This window comes from Pseudolactococcus yaeyamensis (assembly GCF_054658615.1).
This window is the reverse complement of record NZ_BAAGGP010000011.1, coordinates 1-16,888: the sequence shown is the minus strand read 5'-3', so window position 1 is coordinate 16,888 and position 16,888 is coordinate 1. Positions and strand designations below refer to the sequence as shown.

At 42.0% G+C, this 16,888-nt stretch carries 16 protein-coding genes; 14 read left to right on the top strand and 2 right to left on the bottom strand.

Annotated features, from left to right (window positions below; translation table 11 throughout):
- The first annotated feature begins 533 nt into the window (after positions 1 to 533).
- The 12 genes from mutL to ACYQ21_RS03565 all read left to right on the top strand — a co-directional run bounded on the left by mutL (position 534) and on the right by ACYQ21_RS03565 (position 12,904).
- Entirely contained in the window at positions 534 to 2,456 is a 1,923-nt protein-coding gene (mutL, locus tag ACYQ21_RS03620; protein WP_460055262.1) for a DNA mismatch repair endonuclease MutL, read from the top strand.
- Between the two features lie 120 nt (positions 2,457 to 2,576).
- Positions 2,577 to 3,158: a Holliday junction branch migration protein RuvA gene (gene ruvA / locus ACYQ21_RS03615; RefSeq protein ID WP_460055259.1), complete on the top strand. Its 582-nt coding sequence runs from the start codon at positions 2,577 to 2,579 to the stop codon at positions 3,156 to 3,158.
- A gap of 89 nt (positions 3,159 to 3,247) precedes the next feature.
- Positions 3,248 to 4,267 (top strand): Holliday junction branch migration DNA helicase RuvB, encoded by a 1,020-nt coding sequence (ruvB, locus tag ACYQ21_RS03610; protein WP_460055257.1) that lies wholly within the window; start codon positions 3,248 to 3,250, stop codon positions 4,265 to 4,267.
- A gap of 3 nt (positions 4,268 to 4,270) precedes the next feature.
- Positions 4,271 to 4,585, top strand: coding sequence for a rhodanese-like domain-containing protein (locus ACYQ21_RS03605; RefSeq protein WP_460055255.1), 315 nt, complete (start codon positions 4,271 to 4,273; stop codon positions 4,583 to 4,585).
- A gap of 116 nt (positions 4,586 to 4,701) precedes the next feature.
- Complete coding sequence (locus ACYQ21_RS03600; RefSeq protein ID WP_094784166.1) at positions 4,702 to 5,064, top strand: MerR family transcriptional regulator; 363 nt, start codon at positions 4,702 to 4,704, stop codon at positions 5,062 to 5,064.
- 68 nt (positions 5,065 to 5,132) lie between these two features.
- Positions 5,133 to 6,473: a type I glutamate--ammonia ligase gene (gene glnA, locus ACYQ21_RS03595; RefSeq protein WP_460055253.1), complete on the top strand. Its 1,341-nt coding sequence runs from the start codon at positions 5,133 to 5,135 to the stop codon at positions 6,471 to 6,473.
- Positions 6,474 to 7,095: 622 nt separating this feature from the next.
- Entirely contained in the window at positions 7,096 to 9,204 is a 2,109-nt protein-coding gene (locus ACYQ21_RS03590; protein WP_460055251.1) for a glutamine synthetase III family protein, read from the top strand.
- A gap of 68 nt (positions 9,205 to 9,272) precedes the next feature.
- Positions 9,273 to 9,653 (top strand): VOC family protein, encoded by a 381-nt coding sequence (locus ACYQ21_RS03585; RefSeq protein ID WP_460055249.1) that lies wholly within the window; start codon positions 9,273 to 9,275, stop codon positions 9,651 to 9,653.
- 228 nt (positions 9,654 to 9,881) lie between these two features.
- On the top strand, positions 9,882 to 10,568 hold the full coding sequence (locus tag ACYQ21_RS03580; RefSeq protein WP_460055247.1) for a DUF969 domain-containing protein: 687 nt from the start codon (positions 9,882 to 9,884) through the stop codon (positions 10,566 to 10,568).
- The gene (locus ACYQ21_RS03575; RefSeq protein ID WP_460055245.1) at positions 10,568 to 11,524 is read left to right on the top strand and encodes a DUF979 domain-containing protein; all 957 of its coding nucleotides are present in this window, start codon (positions 10,568 to 10,570) and stop codon (positions 11,522 to 11,524) included. Before ACYQ21_RS03580 ends, ACYQ21_RS03575 begins: the two co-directional genes overlap by 1 nt.
- A 95-nt stretch (positions 11,525 to 11,619) precedes the next feature.
- On the top strand, positions 11,620 to 12,267 hold the full coding sequence (gene pcp, locus ACYQ21_RS03570; RefSeq protein WP_460055242.1) for a pyroglutamyl-peptidase I: 648 nt from the start codon (positions 11,620 to 11,622) through the stop codon (positions 12,265 to 12,267).
- A 508-nt stretch (positions 12,268 to 12,775) separates the two neighbouring features.
- On the top strand, positions 12,776 to 12,904 hold the full coding sequence (locus tag ACYQ21_RS03565; protein ID WP_460055241.1) for a hypothetical protein: 129 nt from the start codon (positions 12,776 to 12,778) through the stop codon (positions 12,902 to 12,904).
- A 99-nt stretch (positions 12,905 to 13,003) separates the two neighbouring features.
- Here ACYQ21_RS03565 and ACYQ21_RS03560 read toward each other — a convergent pair whose 3' ends face one another.
- Both ACYQ21_RS03560 and ACYQ21_RS03555 read right to left on the bottom strand, forming a co-directional pair.
- Complete coding sequence (locus ACYQ21_RS03560; protein WP_460055238.1) at positions 13,004 to 14,221, bottom strand: chloride channel protein; 1,218 nt, start codon at positions 14,219 to 14,221, stop codon at positions 13,004 to 13,006.
- Positions 14,218 to 14,487, bottom strand: a complete 270-nt coding sequence (locus tag ACYQ21_RS03555) for a chorismate mutase (protein WP_460055235.1) — start codon at positions 14,485 to 14,487, stop codon at positions 14,218 to 14,220. Before ACYQ21_RS03555 ends, ACYQ21_RS03560 begins: the two co-directional genes overlap by 4 nt.
- 49 nt (positions 14,488 to 14,536) lie before the next feature.
- Here ACYQ21_RS03555 and ACYQ21_RS03550 point away from each other — a divergent pair, with 49 nt between their 5' ends.
- A complete protein-coding gene (locus ACYQ21_RS03550; RefSeq protein WP_460055233.1) occupies positions 14,537 to 15,046 on the top strand; it encodes a GAF domain-containing protein in 510 nt (169 codons plus the stop codon).
- A complete protein-coding gene (dnaX, locus tag ACYQ21_RS03545; protein ID WP_460055231.1) occupies positions 15,043 to 16,659 on the top strand; it encodes a DNA polymerase III subunit gamma/tau in 1,617 nt (538 codons plus the stop codon). The genes ACYQ21_RS03550 and dnaX overlap by 4 nt, the downstream gene beginning before the upstream one ends.
- Positions 16,660 to 16,888 lie beyond the last annotated feature (229 nt).

Genomic DNA, 16,888 nt, shown 5'->3' with positions numbered 1-16,888 from the left:
TAGTTCTAAAACAACTCAATGTTTAATAAATTATTCGATTTGCTCAGAATCACAGATTTAAGATTTTAACTTCTTAATTTTTTGGACACAATGGCGATTGTTTTTTGTGTACCCTTTTTTAGGGTGTACTGACAATATTAGTTTTTTCAAACTTTCTCCTATAATTTCCGACTAGATTCCCAATACAAGAAATCTAGTCAATTCCAAAATGTGAATTTTCATTCACTGCAACAAATAACTAAAATAATTTCTTCAACTTGAGTTTAAAGTAATTATTTCAAGCAACAGCTGGCTAGCCAGCCAGTAAACTCATTTGTTTACGTACTTAGTATATCGAAATTTCATACCCTAAAAATCAAAAAGTCAAGAACGACCTGAAATATGCCAAATATAACCAAAGTTTTGTATGAACGACATTTCCATGCCATGAATGACGGAAAGATTTGCACAAACTTTTCTTAGTTGTACTCTTGGTTAAGTGTAACGTTACAATATTTTAAGTTTTGTGGCGCTTTTTTTGTTATAATAAAGCCATGACAAAACAGGAAAAACATCAAAAGATCATCGAGTTAGATGACAATTTAGCCAATAAAATCGCAGCGGGCGAGGTGATTGAGCGGCCGGCTAGTGTGGTGAAAGAGTTACTAGAAAATGCCATTGATGCCAAGTCAACACAAATCACGGTCAAGATTGAGGAGTCTGGGCTTAAATCAATTGAAATTATTGATAATGGTGAAGGGATTGCCCACGATGAAGTGGCGCTCGCCCTCAAGCGCCATGCGACTAGCAAAATCAAAGATGTCGATGATCTCTTTCGCATTCGTACGCTTGGGTTTAGGGGCGAGGCTTTGCCTTCTATCGCTAGTGTCAGTGAGCTGACAATTAATACATCAGTAGCTGATAATGGGGATGAGAGTGGCACCTTGCTCGTCGCTAAAGGTGGTGAAATTATCCAAAATAGTCCTGCGCCCAAACGCGTCGGAACGCGGATAAAAGTTGAAAATCTCTTCTATAATACACCCGCCCGCCTCAAGTACATCAAGAGTTTGCAAGCGGAGCTTGGGCATATCACGGACATCATCAACCGCCTGAGTCTTGCGCACCCAGAAGTGGCTTTTACGCTGATTAACGACGGTCGTGAGATGATGAAAACAGCTGGGACGGGCGACTTGAAACAAGCACTGGCTGGTGTTTACGGCATTTCGACTGCAAAAAAGATGATTGCCATTTCAGCGCAAGACCTTGATTTTGAGGTAACGGGCTATGTCAGCCTGCCCGAGCTGACCCGCGCCAATCGAAATTACATCACCGTTTTGCTCAATGGTCGCTATATCAAAAACTTTCTGATTAACCGCGCGATTGTCGATGGTTACGGCTCGAAACTCATGGTGGGTCGATTTCCGATTGCGGTCATCGACATTAAAATCGATCCGTTTTTAGCCGATGTCAATGTCCATCCGACCAAGCAAGAAGTGAGAATTTCAAAAGAGCGTGAGTTGATGGGCTTGATTTCTCAAGCCATTAGTCAGGCTTTGAAGCCACAAACCTTGATTCCAGATGCACTGGAGAATTTAACCAAGCAGACCAAGCCAGTCTTTCCAACTTCAAAACCTGAGCAGACACAGTTGCCTCTGCAAAACAAATCCTTATATTATGATACGGCGCGTCAAGATTTCTACGTGAAAGAAAAAGCGGCCTTTGACAAAGTGCCAAAGACCTTATCAGAATTGGCGGCATGGGACGACGTGACAGCACAGTCTAATCCTGAGCCAGCACAGGAAGAAGTTTTGGTAACAGAAGCGGTTGCCTTAGCACCTGAAGTAGACGAGAAAGTCAATCAAACCTTCCCAGAACTCGAATTTTTAGCACAAATGCACGGCACGTATTTGTTGTGCCAGTCGCCAGAAGGGCTGTATGTCGTCGACCAGCACGCCGCACAAGAACGTGTGAAGTATGAATATTATCGCGATAAAATCGGTCAAGTCAACTATGATCAGCAACAACTTTTAGCGCCGATTTTTATCAATCTGCCGCAAAATGACTTGTTGACTGTTCTTGAGAAAAAAGACTTGCTCGCTGAAGCAGGCGTCTTTTTGGACGCTTATGGCGACAATCAGCTGATTTTACGCGAGCATCCGATTTGGATGCAAGATGATGAGATTGAGTCTGCCACTTATGAATTTATTGATTTGTTATTGGACGGGCGTGAAGTTTCGGTTAAAAAATATCGGGAAGATTTGGCGATTATGATTGCTTGTAAAAGTTCGATTAAAGCCAATATGTTTATTGATGCCGCTAGTGCGCGTGATTTGTTGCAACAGCTGGCGCAATGTGAAAATCCCTATAACTGTCCGCACGGCAGACCAGCACTTGTCGCTTTTTCAAATACAGATCTGGAGAAAATGTTCAGACGTATCCAGCAGACACATAAAGGTGGCTGGAATACCCAGTTTTAAAAATTAAAACTATCTTCAAGTCACCCCAAATTAACTTATGGCCGACGATCTTGCGAGTTGGTAGACACACAAAGGTGGCTGGAACACCTAGTTTTAACTTATAGATGATAGAAGGAAATTATGTACGAATATCTTAAAGGCACCTTGGTCAAAATTACACCGACCTACATTGTGCTTGACGTTTCAGGCATTGGCTATCTACTCCATGTCGCCAACCCTTATGTTTTTTCAAATCTCGTGAATGCCGACATCAAAGTCTACGTTCACCAAGTCATCCGCGATGACGCCCACACGCTTTACGGTTTTACCGACGAAACAGAAAAACGTTTGTTTTTGCAACTGATTTCTGTTTCAGGTATTGGCCCCAAATCTGCACTTGCCATTATCGCAGCCGACGATAACATCGGGCTCGTCACCGCCATTGACAGTGGTGACATCAAATACCTGACTAAGTTTCCCGGCGTTGGCAAAAAAACTGCCAGCCAAATGGTGCTAGACCTCGAAGGTAAGTTTGAAAATGTTACAGCAAATGTCGCAACACCACAGCTTCCAGCAAGTACAGAGTTGGACGATGCTTTAGAAGCCTTAGTCGCCTTGGGCTACAAAGCGACAGAACTCAAGAAAGTCCAAAAAAAGCTCGAAGGCACACAAGATACGACCGAAGGCTATATCAAAACAGCTTTGAAATTGATGATGAAATGACTAATCGCAAGATTGTTTTTTGTTCAGTTAAATACGAGATGAACTTCAAAAATCATCGTAAATGCCTGTTTTTTTGATACAATAAAGATATGGAAAATGACAAATTAACATCAGGAGAGTTACAGGACTACGAGCTGGAACAAGACGAGAACTTAGTTGAACGAACCCTGAGACCGCAATATCTCAACCAATACATCGGTCAGGATAAAATTAAAGAACAGCTAGATATTTTCATCAAGGCTGCCAAAATGCGTGAGGAATCATTGGACCATGTCTTACTCTTTGGCCCACCGGGATTGGGTAAGACGACCATGGCATTCGTCATCGCAAATGAACTCGGCGTCAATATTAAACAGACCTCTGGTCCCGCTATCGAAAAAGCGGGCGATTTGGTTGCGATTTTGAATGAGCTAGAAGCTGGTGATGTCCTCTTCATTGACGAAATTCACCGCCTGCCCATGTCTGTCGAGGAGGTGCTCTACAGTGCCATGGAAGATTTCTACATTGACATTATGATTGGCGGATCGGATAGCTCTCGCAGTATCCATTTGGAGTTGCCACCTTTCACTTTAATCGGTGCAACGACTCGCGCAGGCATGCTCTCAAATCCCTTGCGGGCGCGTTTTGGAATCAATGCCCACATGGCCTATTATGATCTTGAAGATTTGACAGAAATTATCGAGCGTACCGCCGATATCTTTGAGGTGGACATTACAGGTGATGGCGCCTTTGAAATGGCGCGTCGGAGCCGTGGGACACCGCGTATCGCCAACCGCCTGCTCAAGCGCGTGCGAGATTATGCGCAGATTAAGGGGACAGGCTTGATCGACGATAGCATCACTCGCCAAGCCCTGACCATGCTGGACGTGGACGCTTCAGGTCTTGATTATGTCGACCAAAAAATTCTTAAAACGATGATCGAGATGTACAATGGTGGCCCAGTCGGTCTAGGGACGCTTGCGGTTAATATATCGGAAGAACGCGAAACGCTGGAAGATATGTACGAGCCTTATTTGATTCAGTCTGGCTTTTTGGTTCGGACGCGTCAAGGACGCTGTGCAACTGCCAAGGCCTACGAACATTTTGGCTACGAGTATAAAGGAGACTGAGTGATGACCTTTAATCTGATACCGTTAGAAAAATTTGAAAAACTTGATATTTCCAGTTTAAACGTATTAGATGTTAGGCCGCGTGAGCAGTTTGAGAGTTTTCATATTCCGACAGCCATCAACATTCCGATTGATGATGTCGAGGATGGCAAATTTGAGTTAGATGCTGCTAAATCTTATTATGTCATCTGTCGGACGACCAACAAAGCCTATCGTGCCAGTCATATTTTTGAAGATGCCGGCTTTAATATTCAAATGGTTGCACCCGGCATGATTGATTATCAGGGTGGAATCATCCGAAATAATGACGATTATTAAGCTGGGAAAATAACATCAAAAAACGGTTAATGCGAGATGTGAATTTTCCTCACATTAGTCGTTGACTTTTCTGACAAGTCTTTATATAATGGGAAGGTAAGGGGAGGTGTCTATTAGTGAAAGAACGTGAGCTAAGACGATCAATGGCTGTTTTTCCAATTGGCACAGTCATGCAGTTGACGGATTTGACAGCGCGTCAAATTCGTTATTATGAAGATCAAGGTTTGATTTTCCCAGCGAGAAATGACGGCAATCGTCGCATGTACTCGCTGAACGATATGGATGTCCTGCTTGAAATTAAGGACTACCTCAATGACGGCTTAAATATTGCGGGCATTAAGCGTGTCTATGAACAGAGCAAGGAAGAGTTGGCTAAAGTCAAAAGCCAGTCCATTTCTGATGCTGAGGTACGCAAAATCTTGGAACAAGAAATTATGCAACAATCAAGATTTAATAAGCCTAATACCAACTTGAGATAATGCCCTCGGCAATTAAAAAATAGGCGTGTTCAGCACGCCTTTCGTACATATTAAAGGAGCCACTTAACATGACCATTACACCAGCAGACATTCGAAGAGAAGTCAAAGAAAAAAATGTTACCTTCCTGCGTCTGATGTTTACAGACATTTTAGGCACGCTTAAAAATGTCGAAGTACCCGCGACAGAAGAACAGCTAGCTAAAATTTTGAACAATAAAATGATGTTCGACGGTTCTTCTATTGAAGGTTTTGTCCGCATTAACGAATCAGATATGTATCTCTATCCTGACCTTGATACTTGGATTATCTTCCCTTGGGGAGATGAAAATGGTAAGGTCGCAGGTTTGATTTGTGATGTCTACAATCCTGACGGCACACCATTTGCAGGGGATCCTCGAGGTAACCTCAAACGTGCCTTGACCCACATGGAAGCAACTGGTTTCAAGTCATTCAACCTGGGTCCTGAGCCTGAATTTTTCCTGTTCAAACTGGATGAAAAAGGCAATCCGACCCTTGAAGTCAATGATCAAGGTGGCTATTTTGACCTCGCACCGACTGATACTGCGGACAATACCCGCCGTGAAATCGTGAATGTTCTAACTGACCTTGGTTTCGAAGTTGAGGCCAGTCACCATGAGGTGGCCGTTGGTCAGCACGAAATCGACTTCAAGTACACCAATGTCCTCGAGGCCTGTGATAACATTCAAATTTTCAAACTGGTTGTCAAAACCATTGCCCGCGAACACGGTCTCTATGCGACTTTCATGGCCAAACCAAAATTTGGTATCAATGGCAGTGGCATGCATTGTAATATGTCCCTTTTTGACCAAGAAGGTAACAATGCCTTTTACGATCCAAAAGGCGATTTGGAGTTATCAGAGACTGCTTACCATTTCTTGGGTGGTATCTTAGACCATGCTTATAATTTTACCGCCATTACCAATCCGACGGTGAATTCTTATAAACGACTTGTCCCTGGCTATGAAGCCCCTGTTTATATCGCTTGGGCAGGCCGCAATCGTTCGCCACTTGTTCGAGTCCCTGCATCACGTGGTAAGGGCACACGGCTTGAGTTACGGGCAGTTGATCCGACAGCCAATCCTTACTTGGCATTAGCTGTTTTGTTAGAATGTGGTCTGGACGGAATTGAGCGGAAACTTGAAGCACCAGCCCCAGTCGAAAATAATATCTATATGATGTCAGGTGATGAGCGCAAAGCAGTCGGGATCACAGATCTGCCGTCAACCTTGCACAATGCGGTCAAAGCTCTGCGTGAAGATGATGTGGTGAAAGCTGCTTTAGGGGAACACATTTACACTAACTTTGTGGAAACCAAAAAAGTAGAGTGGGCGTCTTATGCCCAGTTCGTCTCGCAATGGGAGATTGATAATTATCTTTATCTCTATTAAAATAGACCGAAAGACACCGGTACTCATCGATTGAGAATTGGTGTTTTTTTTATAAGCGATTAAAAATTAACGCTATGCGCAATTAAACAAATAAACCGAACATTTTTTGGCTATTTTCCGTCATTTCTCCGTTGCCAAGTCTTGACGTACACCTGTACGCCAGCACCTTGTCGCCTCTGGCATTGAAGTTATCGCTTTAGCGATTTACGGAAAAGCTATGGGCAACGTGAGGTTGGGACAAAAGTCCTCCAAAAAGTAGGCTATGAACGATTTCCGTGCTAATTGAAATGTTCATAGCTTATTTTGTGTGAATTTGGTATTCTTTTGTCAAAACAATACGAAATTAGCAAGAAAAGCGCTGCTACCCTTGAAAAAATCAAGAACCTGTGAAAAGTCGAAAATTAGTATCATTTAGTCTATTCATTTTTGAAGCCTTTTGTCCCAACCTCGTTGATCTTATTGACAGAAAATATCTCAAAAATGTCACTCGCTTTCTTTACTAAAATGCGTATAGTAAAAAGAAAATTCAAAAAATTACAACTATTGTTGCATTCAATTCAAAAATAATGTATAATGATGGTGTTAGAAGTTATAACATATAAAATGTCAGGAGAATTTAACGATGGAGAAAGTCAATATTCCGGAAATCTTTGCTGAAGATGTTTTCACGGATGCGGTCATGCAGCAACGTTTGCCAAAGAGCATTTACAAACAATTTAAAAAATCAATTGAAGAAGGCAAAGATCTTGATCTTGCGACAGCAGATGTCATCGCAAATGAGATTAGAGAATGGGCGATTAGCAAAGGTGCGACTCACTTTGCGCATTTGTTCCAACCGTTGACAGGTGTTACAGCTGAAAAACAAGATTCCTTTATCACAGCACCTAAAGCAGATGGTAGTGTCTTGACTGCCTTTTCTGGAAAAGAGTTGATTAAAGGGGAACCTGATGGGTCATCATTCCCATCAGGCGGTTTGCGTGCGACATTTGAAGCGCGTGGCTACACAGTTTGGGATACGACTTCTCCAGTGTTCGTTCGCCATGATGCGGCGGGTACAACCCTTTTGATTCCAACGGCATTTTATTCTTATAACGGCGAAGCATTGGACCAAAAAGCGCCCCTGCTCCGTTCTATGCAAGTTATTTCTGATTCATCTATTAAATTACTTCGCCTTTTTGGCAATACGACTGCTACTCGTGTGGCACCCTCCGTTGGTGCTGAGCAAGAGTATTTCTTAGTCGACGAAGCGACTTTCTTAAAACGTAAAGATTTGATTTACGCTGGCCGTACTTTGTTTGGTGCTGCTGCGCCTAAGGGGCAAGAATTGGATGACCATTATTTTGGGACAATTCGTCAACGTGTGGCTGGCTTTATGAAAGATGTCAATGAAGAACTTTGGAAAGCTGGCGTGACATCAAAAACACAGCATAACGAAGTAGCTCCAGCCCAACACGAAATTGCGCCAATTTATGCCAATGCCAATGTTGCCGTTGACCAAAACCAAGTGGTCATGCAAACCTTGAAGCGCATTGCTTGTCGTCATGACATGAAGTGTCTCTTGCACGAAAAACCATTTGCCGGTGTCAATGGTTCTGGTAAACATAACAACTGGTCACTTGTGACGGATAAGGGCGAGAACTTGCTTGAACCGGGCTCACGACCACATGAAAATAAACAGTTCTTGTTAGTTCTTGCGTGTATCATTAAAGCAGTGGATAAATACGCTGGCTTGCTCCGTGAATCAGCTGCTGACCCGGGTAATGACCATCGTTTAGGTGCTAATGAAGCGCCGCCAGCTATCATCTCAATCTTCCTTGGTTCACAATTAGAGGATATCATAGATCAATACGTGGCGAGTGGGACAGCTGCAACCTCTATTAAGGGTGGTGTGTTGGCGACTGGTTCGGCAGCCCTTCGTGATATCTCTAAAGATGCGACTGACCGTAATCGAACTTCGCCATTTGCCTTCACAGGGAATAAGTTTGAGTTCCGTATGGTTGGCTCACGTGATTCAATTGCGTCACCAAATATTGTCTTGAATACGATTGTTGCAGAAGCCTTTGACGATGCGTCAGAACGTTTGGCGAACGCAGAAGACTTTGATGCAGCAGTTGATGCTTTGATTGCAGAATACGCCAAAGCACACAAACGGATCATCTTCAATGGCGACGGTTACTCTGATGAGTGGGTTGTTGAGGCTGAAAAACGTGGCTTGCCAAATCTGAAAACAATGGTAGATGCAACTGAAGTTTTGGGAGATGCTGATGTTATCGCGTTATTTAACAAGTATGGTGTCTTGTCACCAACAGAATTAAAAGCGCGTGAAGAAGTTAAATACGAAAATTATGGTAAAGTTATCAACATCGAAGCACTTACCATGATTGATATGGCGACTAAACAAATCATCCCTGCTGTCATCAAATATACGAAATCATTGGCAGATACCGTCCTTGCCGTTAAAGCAGCTGGCTGTGATGCAGCTGTTCAAGCAGGTATCTTGACAGAAGTATCTGAGTTGTTGAAAGAAACTAAAGCAGCGCTTTCTAAACTTGAGAAAGTCGCAGCAGAAGCGGCACAACAAGAAGAAGGCAAAGTACAAGCTCGTTTTTACAATGAAGTTGTCTTTAAAGCTATGGGTGCCCTTCGTGCCCCAGTCGACAAATTAGAAATGATTGTTGACAAAGAAGCATGGCCAATGCCATCTTATGGCGACTTGTTGTTTGAAGTTTAAGCAAGGTATCAAATAAAAGGATTTCAGAAGTTTAAACTTTTGAAATCCTTTTGGTTTGGAGAATTGAAATGAAAATTAATCATTTGGCATTGTGGACACGGAACTTAGAGGCGATGCGTGACTTTTACATCACTTATTTTGGCGCTAAAAGCAATGTCCTTTATCATAACAAGAAAACTGAGTTTAAGTCCTATTTTCTTAGTTTTGATGATGAGACGCGTTTAGAGCTTATGACGCGTCCAGATATCGCAGAAAGAAAAGCAAAAGATGACTTTGGTTATGCCCACCTAACCATGTCAGTAGGCACAAAAGAGCAGGTAGATAATTTAACAAATCGCCTAGCTCGAGAAGGTTTTGAGGTCGTCGGACGACCACGTACAACTGGTGATGGTTACTATGAATCTGTCGTCCTAGATCCTGATGGTAATCGGTTAGAAATTACGGTATAAATAACAGCAACGAGATGAGTTTTGAATCACGTATTCAAAACTTTTTTAGTGTCAACTTGTAAGTGCATAATTATTAGAAAAATTCGAAAAAGATTGACATATTCTACATAATTTGCTACAATTTTAAGTTGTTGTTAGTCAATAGCAAAAGATAAATTTTACAAAAAAACTTAGTTATATTAATTGTGTTGGATTAATAAACGGTATAAAATGGAAAATTGGAGAAAAATGGAATTAATTAAATTAATCGGTATTTTAATTATTGTTGCTGGCTTTATTTTGAAATTTGATACGATTGCTGTTGTTTTATTGTCTGCCCTTGTGACAGCGCTTGTTTCAGATATTTCATTCACAGCCTTTTTAGGTATTTTAGGAGAAGCTTTTGTTAATAACCGCATGGTAACCTTGTTTTTGCTGACGTTACCCATGATTGGTTTGTCAGAACGATTCGGTTTGCGTCAAGTTGCTGTTGTGATTATTGAGAAAATCAAAAGTTTAACACCCGGGCGTTTCTTGATTATTTATCTGTTCATTCGTGAAATTGCAGGTTTGTTCTCAATTCGAATTCAAGGTCAAACACAATTTATTCGACCAATTGTTAATCCAATGGCGCAAGCAGCTGCGGAGAATAAATACGGTAAATTAAGTGAAAAAGATCAAGAAAAAATAAAAGCACGTTCAGCAGCAACGGAAAATTTTGGGAATTTCTTTGCACAAAATACATTTATTGCAGCATCAGGTGTCCTTTTAATCGTAGGGACAATGGATTCGCTTGGTTATAAGGTATCAGCGGGTTCAGTTTCAAAGGCATCTATCCCAATTGCGATTATTATCTTAGTGGTTGTCGCTTTATATAATTTACTGTTCGATAGAAAAATGGTAAATAAATACAAAGACAAAGGAGGGCAAAAATAATGAGTCCAAAATTAGTAGAACACTTAACAGCGCAAGCGCCCAATGTTTTAGAATTTTTCTATATTTTAGTCGGGTTATTGATTATTGTGACTGCAGTTCGTGTCTTTCTTGAAAAGTCCAATTCAGCACGTTTGGGCACATCCGTATTTTGGTTATTATTAGGGATTGTCTTTGCTTTTGGTGGTCGAATCCCCAAAGAAGTAGATGGTGCGCTTCTTTTGATTATGGGGTTGCTAACCTTATTCAAGCAAGTTAAATTGGGTAAAGTTGCGATTGTTGATGAAAAAGTATCAGGAACATCAGCTCAAAAAATCGGGGGACTTATTTTTATCCCATGTATCTCATTGGCTTTTTTTGCAGTAGTCGTTGCTCAAGTTGCACCATTTGGTCCTGCATCAGGTCAAATTGGTATCGGAATTGCTGCTATCCTGTCGTTGCTTGTTGCTATCATTTTGACCAAGGCCAGTGTGAAAACGGTTTTTGGTGACACGGATAGAATGCTCCAACAAGTTGGTGTAACGGGTATCTTGCCGCAGTTACTTGCTGCGCTAGGTGTTGTCTTTACTGCTGCAGGTGTTGGAGATGTGATTTCTAAAGCCATCTCAGGATTTGTACCGGAAGGCAACCGTTTAGTTGGTGTGATTGCCTATGTCTTGGGCATGGTTATTTTTACAATGATTATGGGCAATGGCTTTGCAGCTTTTACTGTCATCACAGCTGGAATCGGTGTTCCTTTCGTCATTGCGCAAGGTGCTGACCCAGTTATCGCAGGTGCTTTAGCAATGACAGCAGGTTTCTGTGGGACATTATTAACACCAATGGCTGCCAATTTTAACGCGCTTCCTGTTGCTTTGTTAGAAATGAAAGATGAAAATGGTGTCATCAAAGCACAAGCGCCGATTGCTTTTGTCATGATAGTTGTGCATATTGTTTTGATGTATGTTTGGGCCTTTTAATAGCAGTCCGTGCGTTTTGTTTGCTATTTAAATTTTGAAGGTATAAACTTAAAGATAGCATTAAAAACTAAATTTAAAAATAGAGGGGTGATGTTATGAAAATCTTAGTAACAGGTTTTGAACCATTTGGTGGTAGTACCATTAATCCTGCTTTGGAAGCAGTTAAGCAATTACCAGATGACATTAAAGGCAGTCAAATCATTAAATTAGAGATTCCAACGGTTTTTGGTAAATCTGCTGAAACTGTCAAAAAAGCGATTATTGCTCATCAGCCAGATGTCGTGTTAAATGTCGGACAGGCAGGTGGTCGGTTTGGTATCACGCCAGAACGTCTAGCTATTAATGTTGATGATGCGAGGATTCCTGATAATGAAGGAAATCAGCCCATTGATGTTCCAATTCAAGCTGATGGTGCAACAGCCTATTTGACGCAATTACCGATTAAAGCCATGATGACTAAAATCAAGGCAGCAGGCATACCAAGTAGTGTTTCAAATACTGCGGGAACTTTTGTGTGTAATCATGTGATGTACCAAGTGCAGTATATGATTGATAAGGCATTCCCCGATATATCAGCTGGTTTTATCCATGTTCCCTATATCCCTGAACAAGTGGTAGATATCGCCAATCAGCCTGCTATGAGTTTAGCAGACATCACAGCGGGATTGACTGCAGCGATTGAAGCTATCGTGGCTTATGCCGGTAAATCAGATTTGTCAGCTATTGGTGGTGAAATTCAGTAAGTCTATCTGAGATTTTGTCTTGTTTTTGTTCAGTCTTAATAAATTATCCTTTCTGATAGGTTGTGGTGTTTAGGAACCCCGATCTATCAGAAAGGATTTTTTTAGATAGGATAAACGAGTAGGTTATAGTTTATGAATAAAAAACGACGTAATTCAAATGTTTTAGATATAAAAACCAATCAAAATAGACGTGTTGTCAGTTTGTTGAGGGAAAATGACCATATCAAGTCGATTTATTTGTTTTTGAAATTGATAAAATAACAAATAAATACATCATATTACTTGATTGATAACAAAAATGTGGTATTATAGTGGTAGAGACATATCCAGTCATTTACTTTTTTGGTGTGAGTAGACTATAAAACTTTGCTTAGATATGAGGAAACGATGGAGTGGCTTTTGAATAACGAGTATCAGCAACTGTTTAGTTTGCAAGTTGACAGGGGCTGAAAGCTCATAAAAATAACGCGAAAATAAAATGCAATTTAAGAAAGCAAAGGTAATAAGTATGTCAAAATGTAAAAAAGAATCTGTAGAAAAAAAGTATCATTTGGAACTGGCAATAGTGTCCTTCTTGTCATTACTGCCAATCATGGCAGTTGTCGCAAAAGGTCTCATTCTGACATTTGGTAACTGAGATACCCAGAATTTTCGCTTGGTGCAACTGAGAACCCTTTAAAAAGACTGTAAACTTTGCCCATAAATCTGGGTGAAGTTTACAGTCTTTTGTCTGTTTTTAGTCTTGTTTTTTATTCTGAACCATGTTCTGAAGCATATTTTGAGCGGTATAGATGGATTTGTTGAAGTTGAGCATGTAGCTGACGATGATGACTAGCATCAGATATGGCATGAGCGCATAGCCAAAGACTTCGCAGCCAATCAGAATGGGTGCCCAAAAGGTGTTGGTGGCTGAAGCGAAAACCGCAGCATAGCCAAGTGCAGCAACGAAGGTCACGGGCAAGCCGAGTGCGACGGCAAGCGTGACGCCAAGTGTTGCACCGATAGCAAATAAGGGCGTCACTTCACCACCCTGAAAACCGACCGCAAGTGTCAGGATGGTTAGCAACAATTTAAGGACAAAATCCCAAGCAAATATCAGATTACCACCAAAAGCTGCTGTAATCAAGTTAGTGCCAAGACCTGAGTAGCGCCCATGTCCGAGCATAGTGAAGAGAAGCGAGAGGATAACGCCGCAAGCGGCAATTTTAACGTAAGGATTTGGTAATAAAATCGTCAAGCGAGATTTGGCAAATGTTAAGAGCCAAGCGAATGCAAAACCTGTGAGACCAAAAATCGTCCCCATGAAAATCAATTTAGCAATGAGACTGGTATCAAGAGCGGGCAGTTTGGTCACTGCAAATGAAAATTTTTCAAGTCCCAGAAAATGCGAGGTTTGTGCTGCGACAGTACTAGCAATGAGGGCTGGTACAATCGCCCGATAATAGATAGCACCTGCAATCAGCGCCTCAAGTGCAAATAATGTTGCTGCAAAAGGTGTTTGGAAGAGTCCGCCGAAACCAGCAGCCATCCCAATCATCACGATAATATGACGATTCTTAACCTTAAAGACATCCCCTAGAAAATTGGCAAAGGTTGCCCCGATTTGAACGGCGACACCTTCGCGCCCAGCAGAGCCACCAAATAGATGCGTCAGCCAAGTCGACATTATGGCAAGGGGGATGAGACGCTTAGGGATGACCTCATCTGACTGATGACCAACACTGAAAATTAAGCCCATACCACGACTAGCTGTCCTGCCAAATCGGTTATACAAAAAAGCAATCAACACCCCGATTAAGGATAAAAAAGGAATTAGATTGTTAAAATGTTGTAATCGAAAATTTGTCGCGCCAATCAAAACGCGCCCGAATAGGGCATCTAGTGCGCCGACAACTAGTCCGATGATGACTGCCAAGCCAGACCAAATGACGATATTGCGATAATAACTTTTCAATCTTCCAACACTTTCTCTTGATAAGCGCGTGAATTTTTCAAAATATCTTTGAAGGTGTTGACTACCGCCTCTGTATAATCAGGATTTTCAACTTGACTTGCCACGCAATCTAAAATCATGAGCTCACGTGTATTATCCAACACTCGACCACCGGTCATTTTTTTAAAGGTCGCCACTTGTGAAACTAAAGACATCCGCTCTTCCAAAAGCTGGACGATTTGGGCATCTAGGGTATCAATATCTGTGCGAATGTCATCAAGGTTCATGTTTATCTCCAAAATTTGCTATAATAGTTATATTATAGCAAAAAAATAGGTGAAAAAAATGACGAAAACAGAAAAGTACGACTTAGCGCTCCGACAAATCGATGCCCTACTTGATGAAACGGGCAATGTTTTATCCAATCTCAGTAATGCCAGTGCTTTATTGCGGGGTATTTTACCGCGTTCAATCTTTGTCGGCTTTTATCTGTTTGATGGTGAAAAACTTGTTTTAGGACCTTTTCAAGGTGGTGTCTCCTGTGTCAATATTGCCTTAGGTCAAGGTGTGTGTGGTCAGGCTGCTGAAGAAGCACAGACGATGATTGTAGCAGATGTCACGCAGCATCAAAATTATATCGCCTGTGATTCGGCAGCACGGTCTGAAATCGTTGTGCCCATGTTTAAAAATGGGGCACTCGTCGGTGTGTTAGATTTAGATTCAGCTATCGTTGCTGACTATGATCAGCTGGATCAAGCTTTCTTAGAACAATTTACCGAGATTTTAATTCAGAAAACAGACTGGCAGTTTAGTCAGTTCACCCTAAAAAATGAGGCAGCCAAATGAGTTATCAAGCCCTATATCGCAAATATCGCAGTCAACGCTTCGACGAAATGGTCGGGCAGGAAGTGGTGGCGAGAACCCTGAAAAATGCCATTATCACGGAGCAGATTTCCCACGCCTATCTTTTTTCAGGGCCTAGAGGAACGGGGAAAACGTCTGCCGCGAAAATTTTTGCTAAGGCGATTAACTGTCCTAATCAAACTGACGGCGAGCCTTGTAATACTTGTGAGATTTGTCAAGCGGTAACCAATGGCTCGCTAGAAGATGTGATTGAACTGGATGCGGCATCCAACAACGGTGTGGATGAAATCCGTGACATTCGGGATAAGTCGACCTACGCCTCGTCTCGTGCCAAGTACAAGGTCTATATCATTGATGAGGTGCATATGCTGACGACGGGGGCTTTCAACGCCCTCCTGAAGACACTGGAAGAGCCGACGGAAAATGTTGTCTTTGTTTTGGCGACGACCGAGATTCAAAAAATTCCAGCGACGATTTTATCGCGCGTGCAGCGCTTTGCCTTTCGCGCCATTACCAGCCACGACATCACTCAGCATTTGTCAGAAGTGCTGACGGCAGAAGGTGTGACATTCGATGAAGACGCCGTTGCCTTGATTGCTAATGCTGCCGACGGCGGGATGCGCGATGCCCTCTCGACCCTTGACCAAGCCCTGAGTTTCGCAGAAAACGGCTTGACACTGGACGTCGCTCTTTTGGTGACCGGTGCCATTTCTAAGCAAGCTCTAGATGCGTATATTTCGGCGATTGCTGACCAGCAGGTCGAGAACGCATTAAAACAACTCGATACCATCTTCGCTGACGGCAAGAACATGATTCGCTTCACCGAAGATTTGATGGCGCATTTCCGAGATATGCTGCTAGCTGACACACATACGGTAAATGTAGACAAGGCTCAAATTTTTGCCTGGATTGAGATTGCAACGGAGACTTTGCAGACACTGAAAAATACGACGCAGGAAAAAATTGCAGCTGATGTGATGACCATGAGGCTGTCAGAAACCCTCAAAACCGCTGACTATTCACAAATGATTACTGACCTCCAACGGCAAGTGACAGAGCTGACAAGCCAGCTCCAATCTGGTCAGTTTCAGTCTTCGAAAGCCGTTCAGCAACCATTGCCAGAGAAAAAAGCCGCACCTAAAACTGCCGGCAACTATTTCAGTAAAGACTTCGTTTTCAAGGCGTTATCTGAAGCGACAAATGAGGCGCGGATTGCTGTTCAAGACGCTTGGGAAGAAGTTATCAACTCCTTTGACAGTGGCTTTGGCAAGTCCATGTTACAGAATACCTCAGCCGTTGCGGCATCTCAACAATTCGTCGTTGTGACCTTCAAGAGCGAATTTACCGCTCAAAAAGCCATGCAAAATCATGACTTGCAAGTCCAGTTCGGCAATTTTATGTCCAACATCGTCGGTTTTGCTCCGGAAATTATCGCACTGACTGACGATGATTGGTTATCAATCCGAACAGAATACGCCCAGCTCCGCCCAGGTGGCGATAACACACCACAAGCTGAGACAGCACCAGAAAAAAATGGTGTTGTTGATCAAGCACAAGCCTTATTTGGTGATGTTGTTGAGGTGATTGAGGATTGAGAAAAAACAAAATGAAATTAACATTGAATAATTATGAAGATGAAATCTGCGAGAGCGGATTTTTTTGTCGCCAAATAATGGGAAAGCTTGTTCTATTTTCATGTAAGTATTTTATAATTTGATATTCTTAACAAACCCAATAATACCAACGATTCAGAGAACAAAGAAATTTGTTCTCTTTTTGTATGCTGAATAATTTATGGGAGGTTTCAAAATGAACTGGGTCAAA

What these genes read in the sequence shown, in the direction of transcription:
- ACYQ21_RS03580 (WP_460055247.1), top strand. Translation starts at nt 9,882, where the DNA reads ATGGAATTAATTAAATTAATCGGTATTTTAATTATTGTTGCTGGCTTT.
- glnA (WP_460055253.1), top strand. Translation starts at nt 5,133, where the DNA reads ATGACCATTACACCAGCAGACATTCGAAGAGAAGTCAAAGAAAAAAAT.
- ruvA (WP_460055259.1), top strand. Translation starts at nt 2,577, where the DNA reads ATGTACGAATATCTTAAAGGCACCTTGGTCAAAATTACACCGACCTAC.
- ACYQ21_RS03585 (WP_460055249.1), top strand. Translation starts at nt 9,273, where the DNA reads ATGAAAATTAATCATTTGGCATTGTGGACACGGAACTTAGAGGCGATG.
- ACYQ21_RS03565 (WP_460055241.1), top strand. Translation starts at nt 12,776, where the DNA reads ATGTCAAAATGTAAAAAAGAATCTGTAGAAAAAAAGTATCATTTGGAA.
- pcp (WP_460055242.1), top strand. Translation starts at nt 11,620, where the DNA reads ATGAAAATCTTAGTAACAGGTTTTGAACCATTTGGTGGTAGTACCATT.
- ACYQ21_RS03590 (WP_460055251.1), top strand. Translation starts at nt 7,096, where the DNA reads ATGGAGAAAGTCAATATTCCGGAAATCTTTGCTGAAGATGTTTTCACG.
- mutL (WP_460055262.1), top strand. Translation starts at nt 534, where the DNA reads ATGACAAAACAGGAAAAACATCAAAAGATCATCGAGTTAGATGACAAT.
- ACYQ21_RS03575 (WP_460055245.1), top strand. Translation starts at nt 10,568, where the DNA reads ATGAGTCCAAAATTAGTAGAACACTTAACAGCGCAAGCGCCCAATGTT.
- dnaX (WP_460055231.1), top strand. Translation starts at nt 15,043, where the DNA reads ATGAGTTATCAAGCCCTATATCGCAAATATCGCAGTCAACGCTTCGAC.
- ruvB (WP_460055257.1), top strand. Translation starts at nt 3,248, where the DNA reads ATGGAAAATGACAAATTAACATCAGGAGAGTTACAGGACTACGAGCTG.
- ACYQ21_RS03605 (WP_460055255.1), top strand. Translation starts at nt 4,271, where the DNA reads ATGACCTTTAATCTGATACCGTTAGAAAAATTTGAAAAACTTGATATT.
- ACYQ21_RS03555 (WP_460055235.1), bottom strand. Translation starts at nt 14,487, where the DNA reads ATGAACCTTGATGACATTCGCACAGATATTGATACCCTAGATGCCCAA.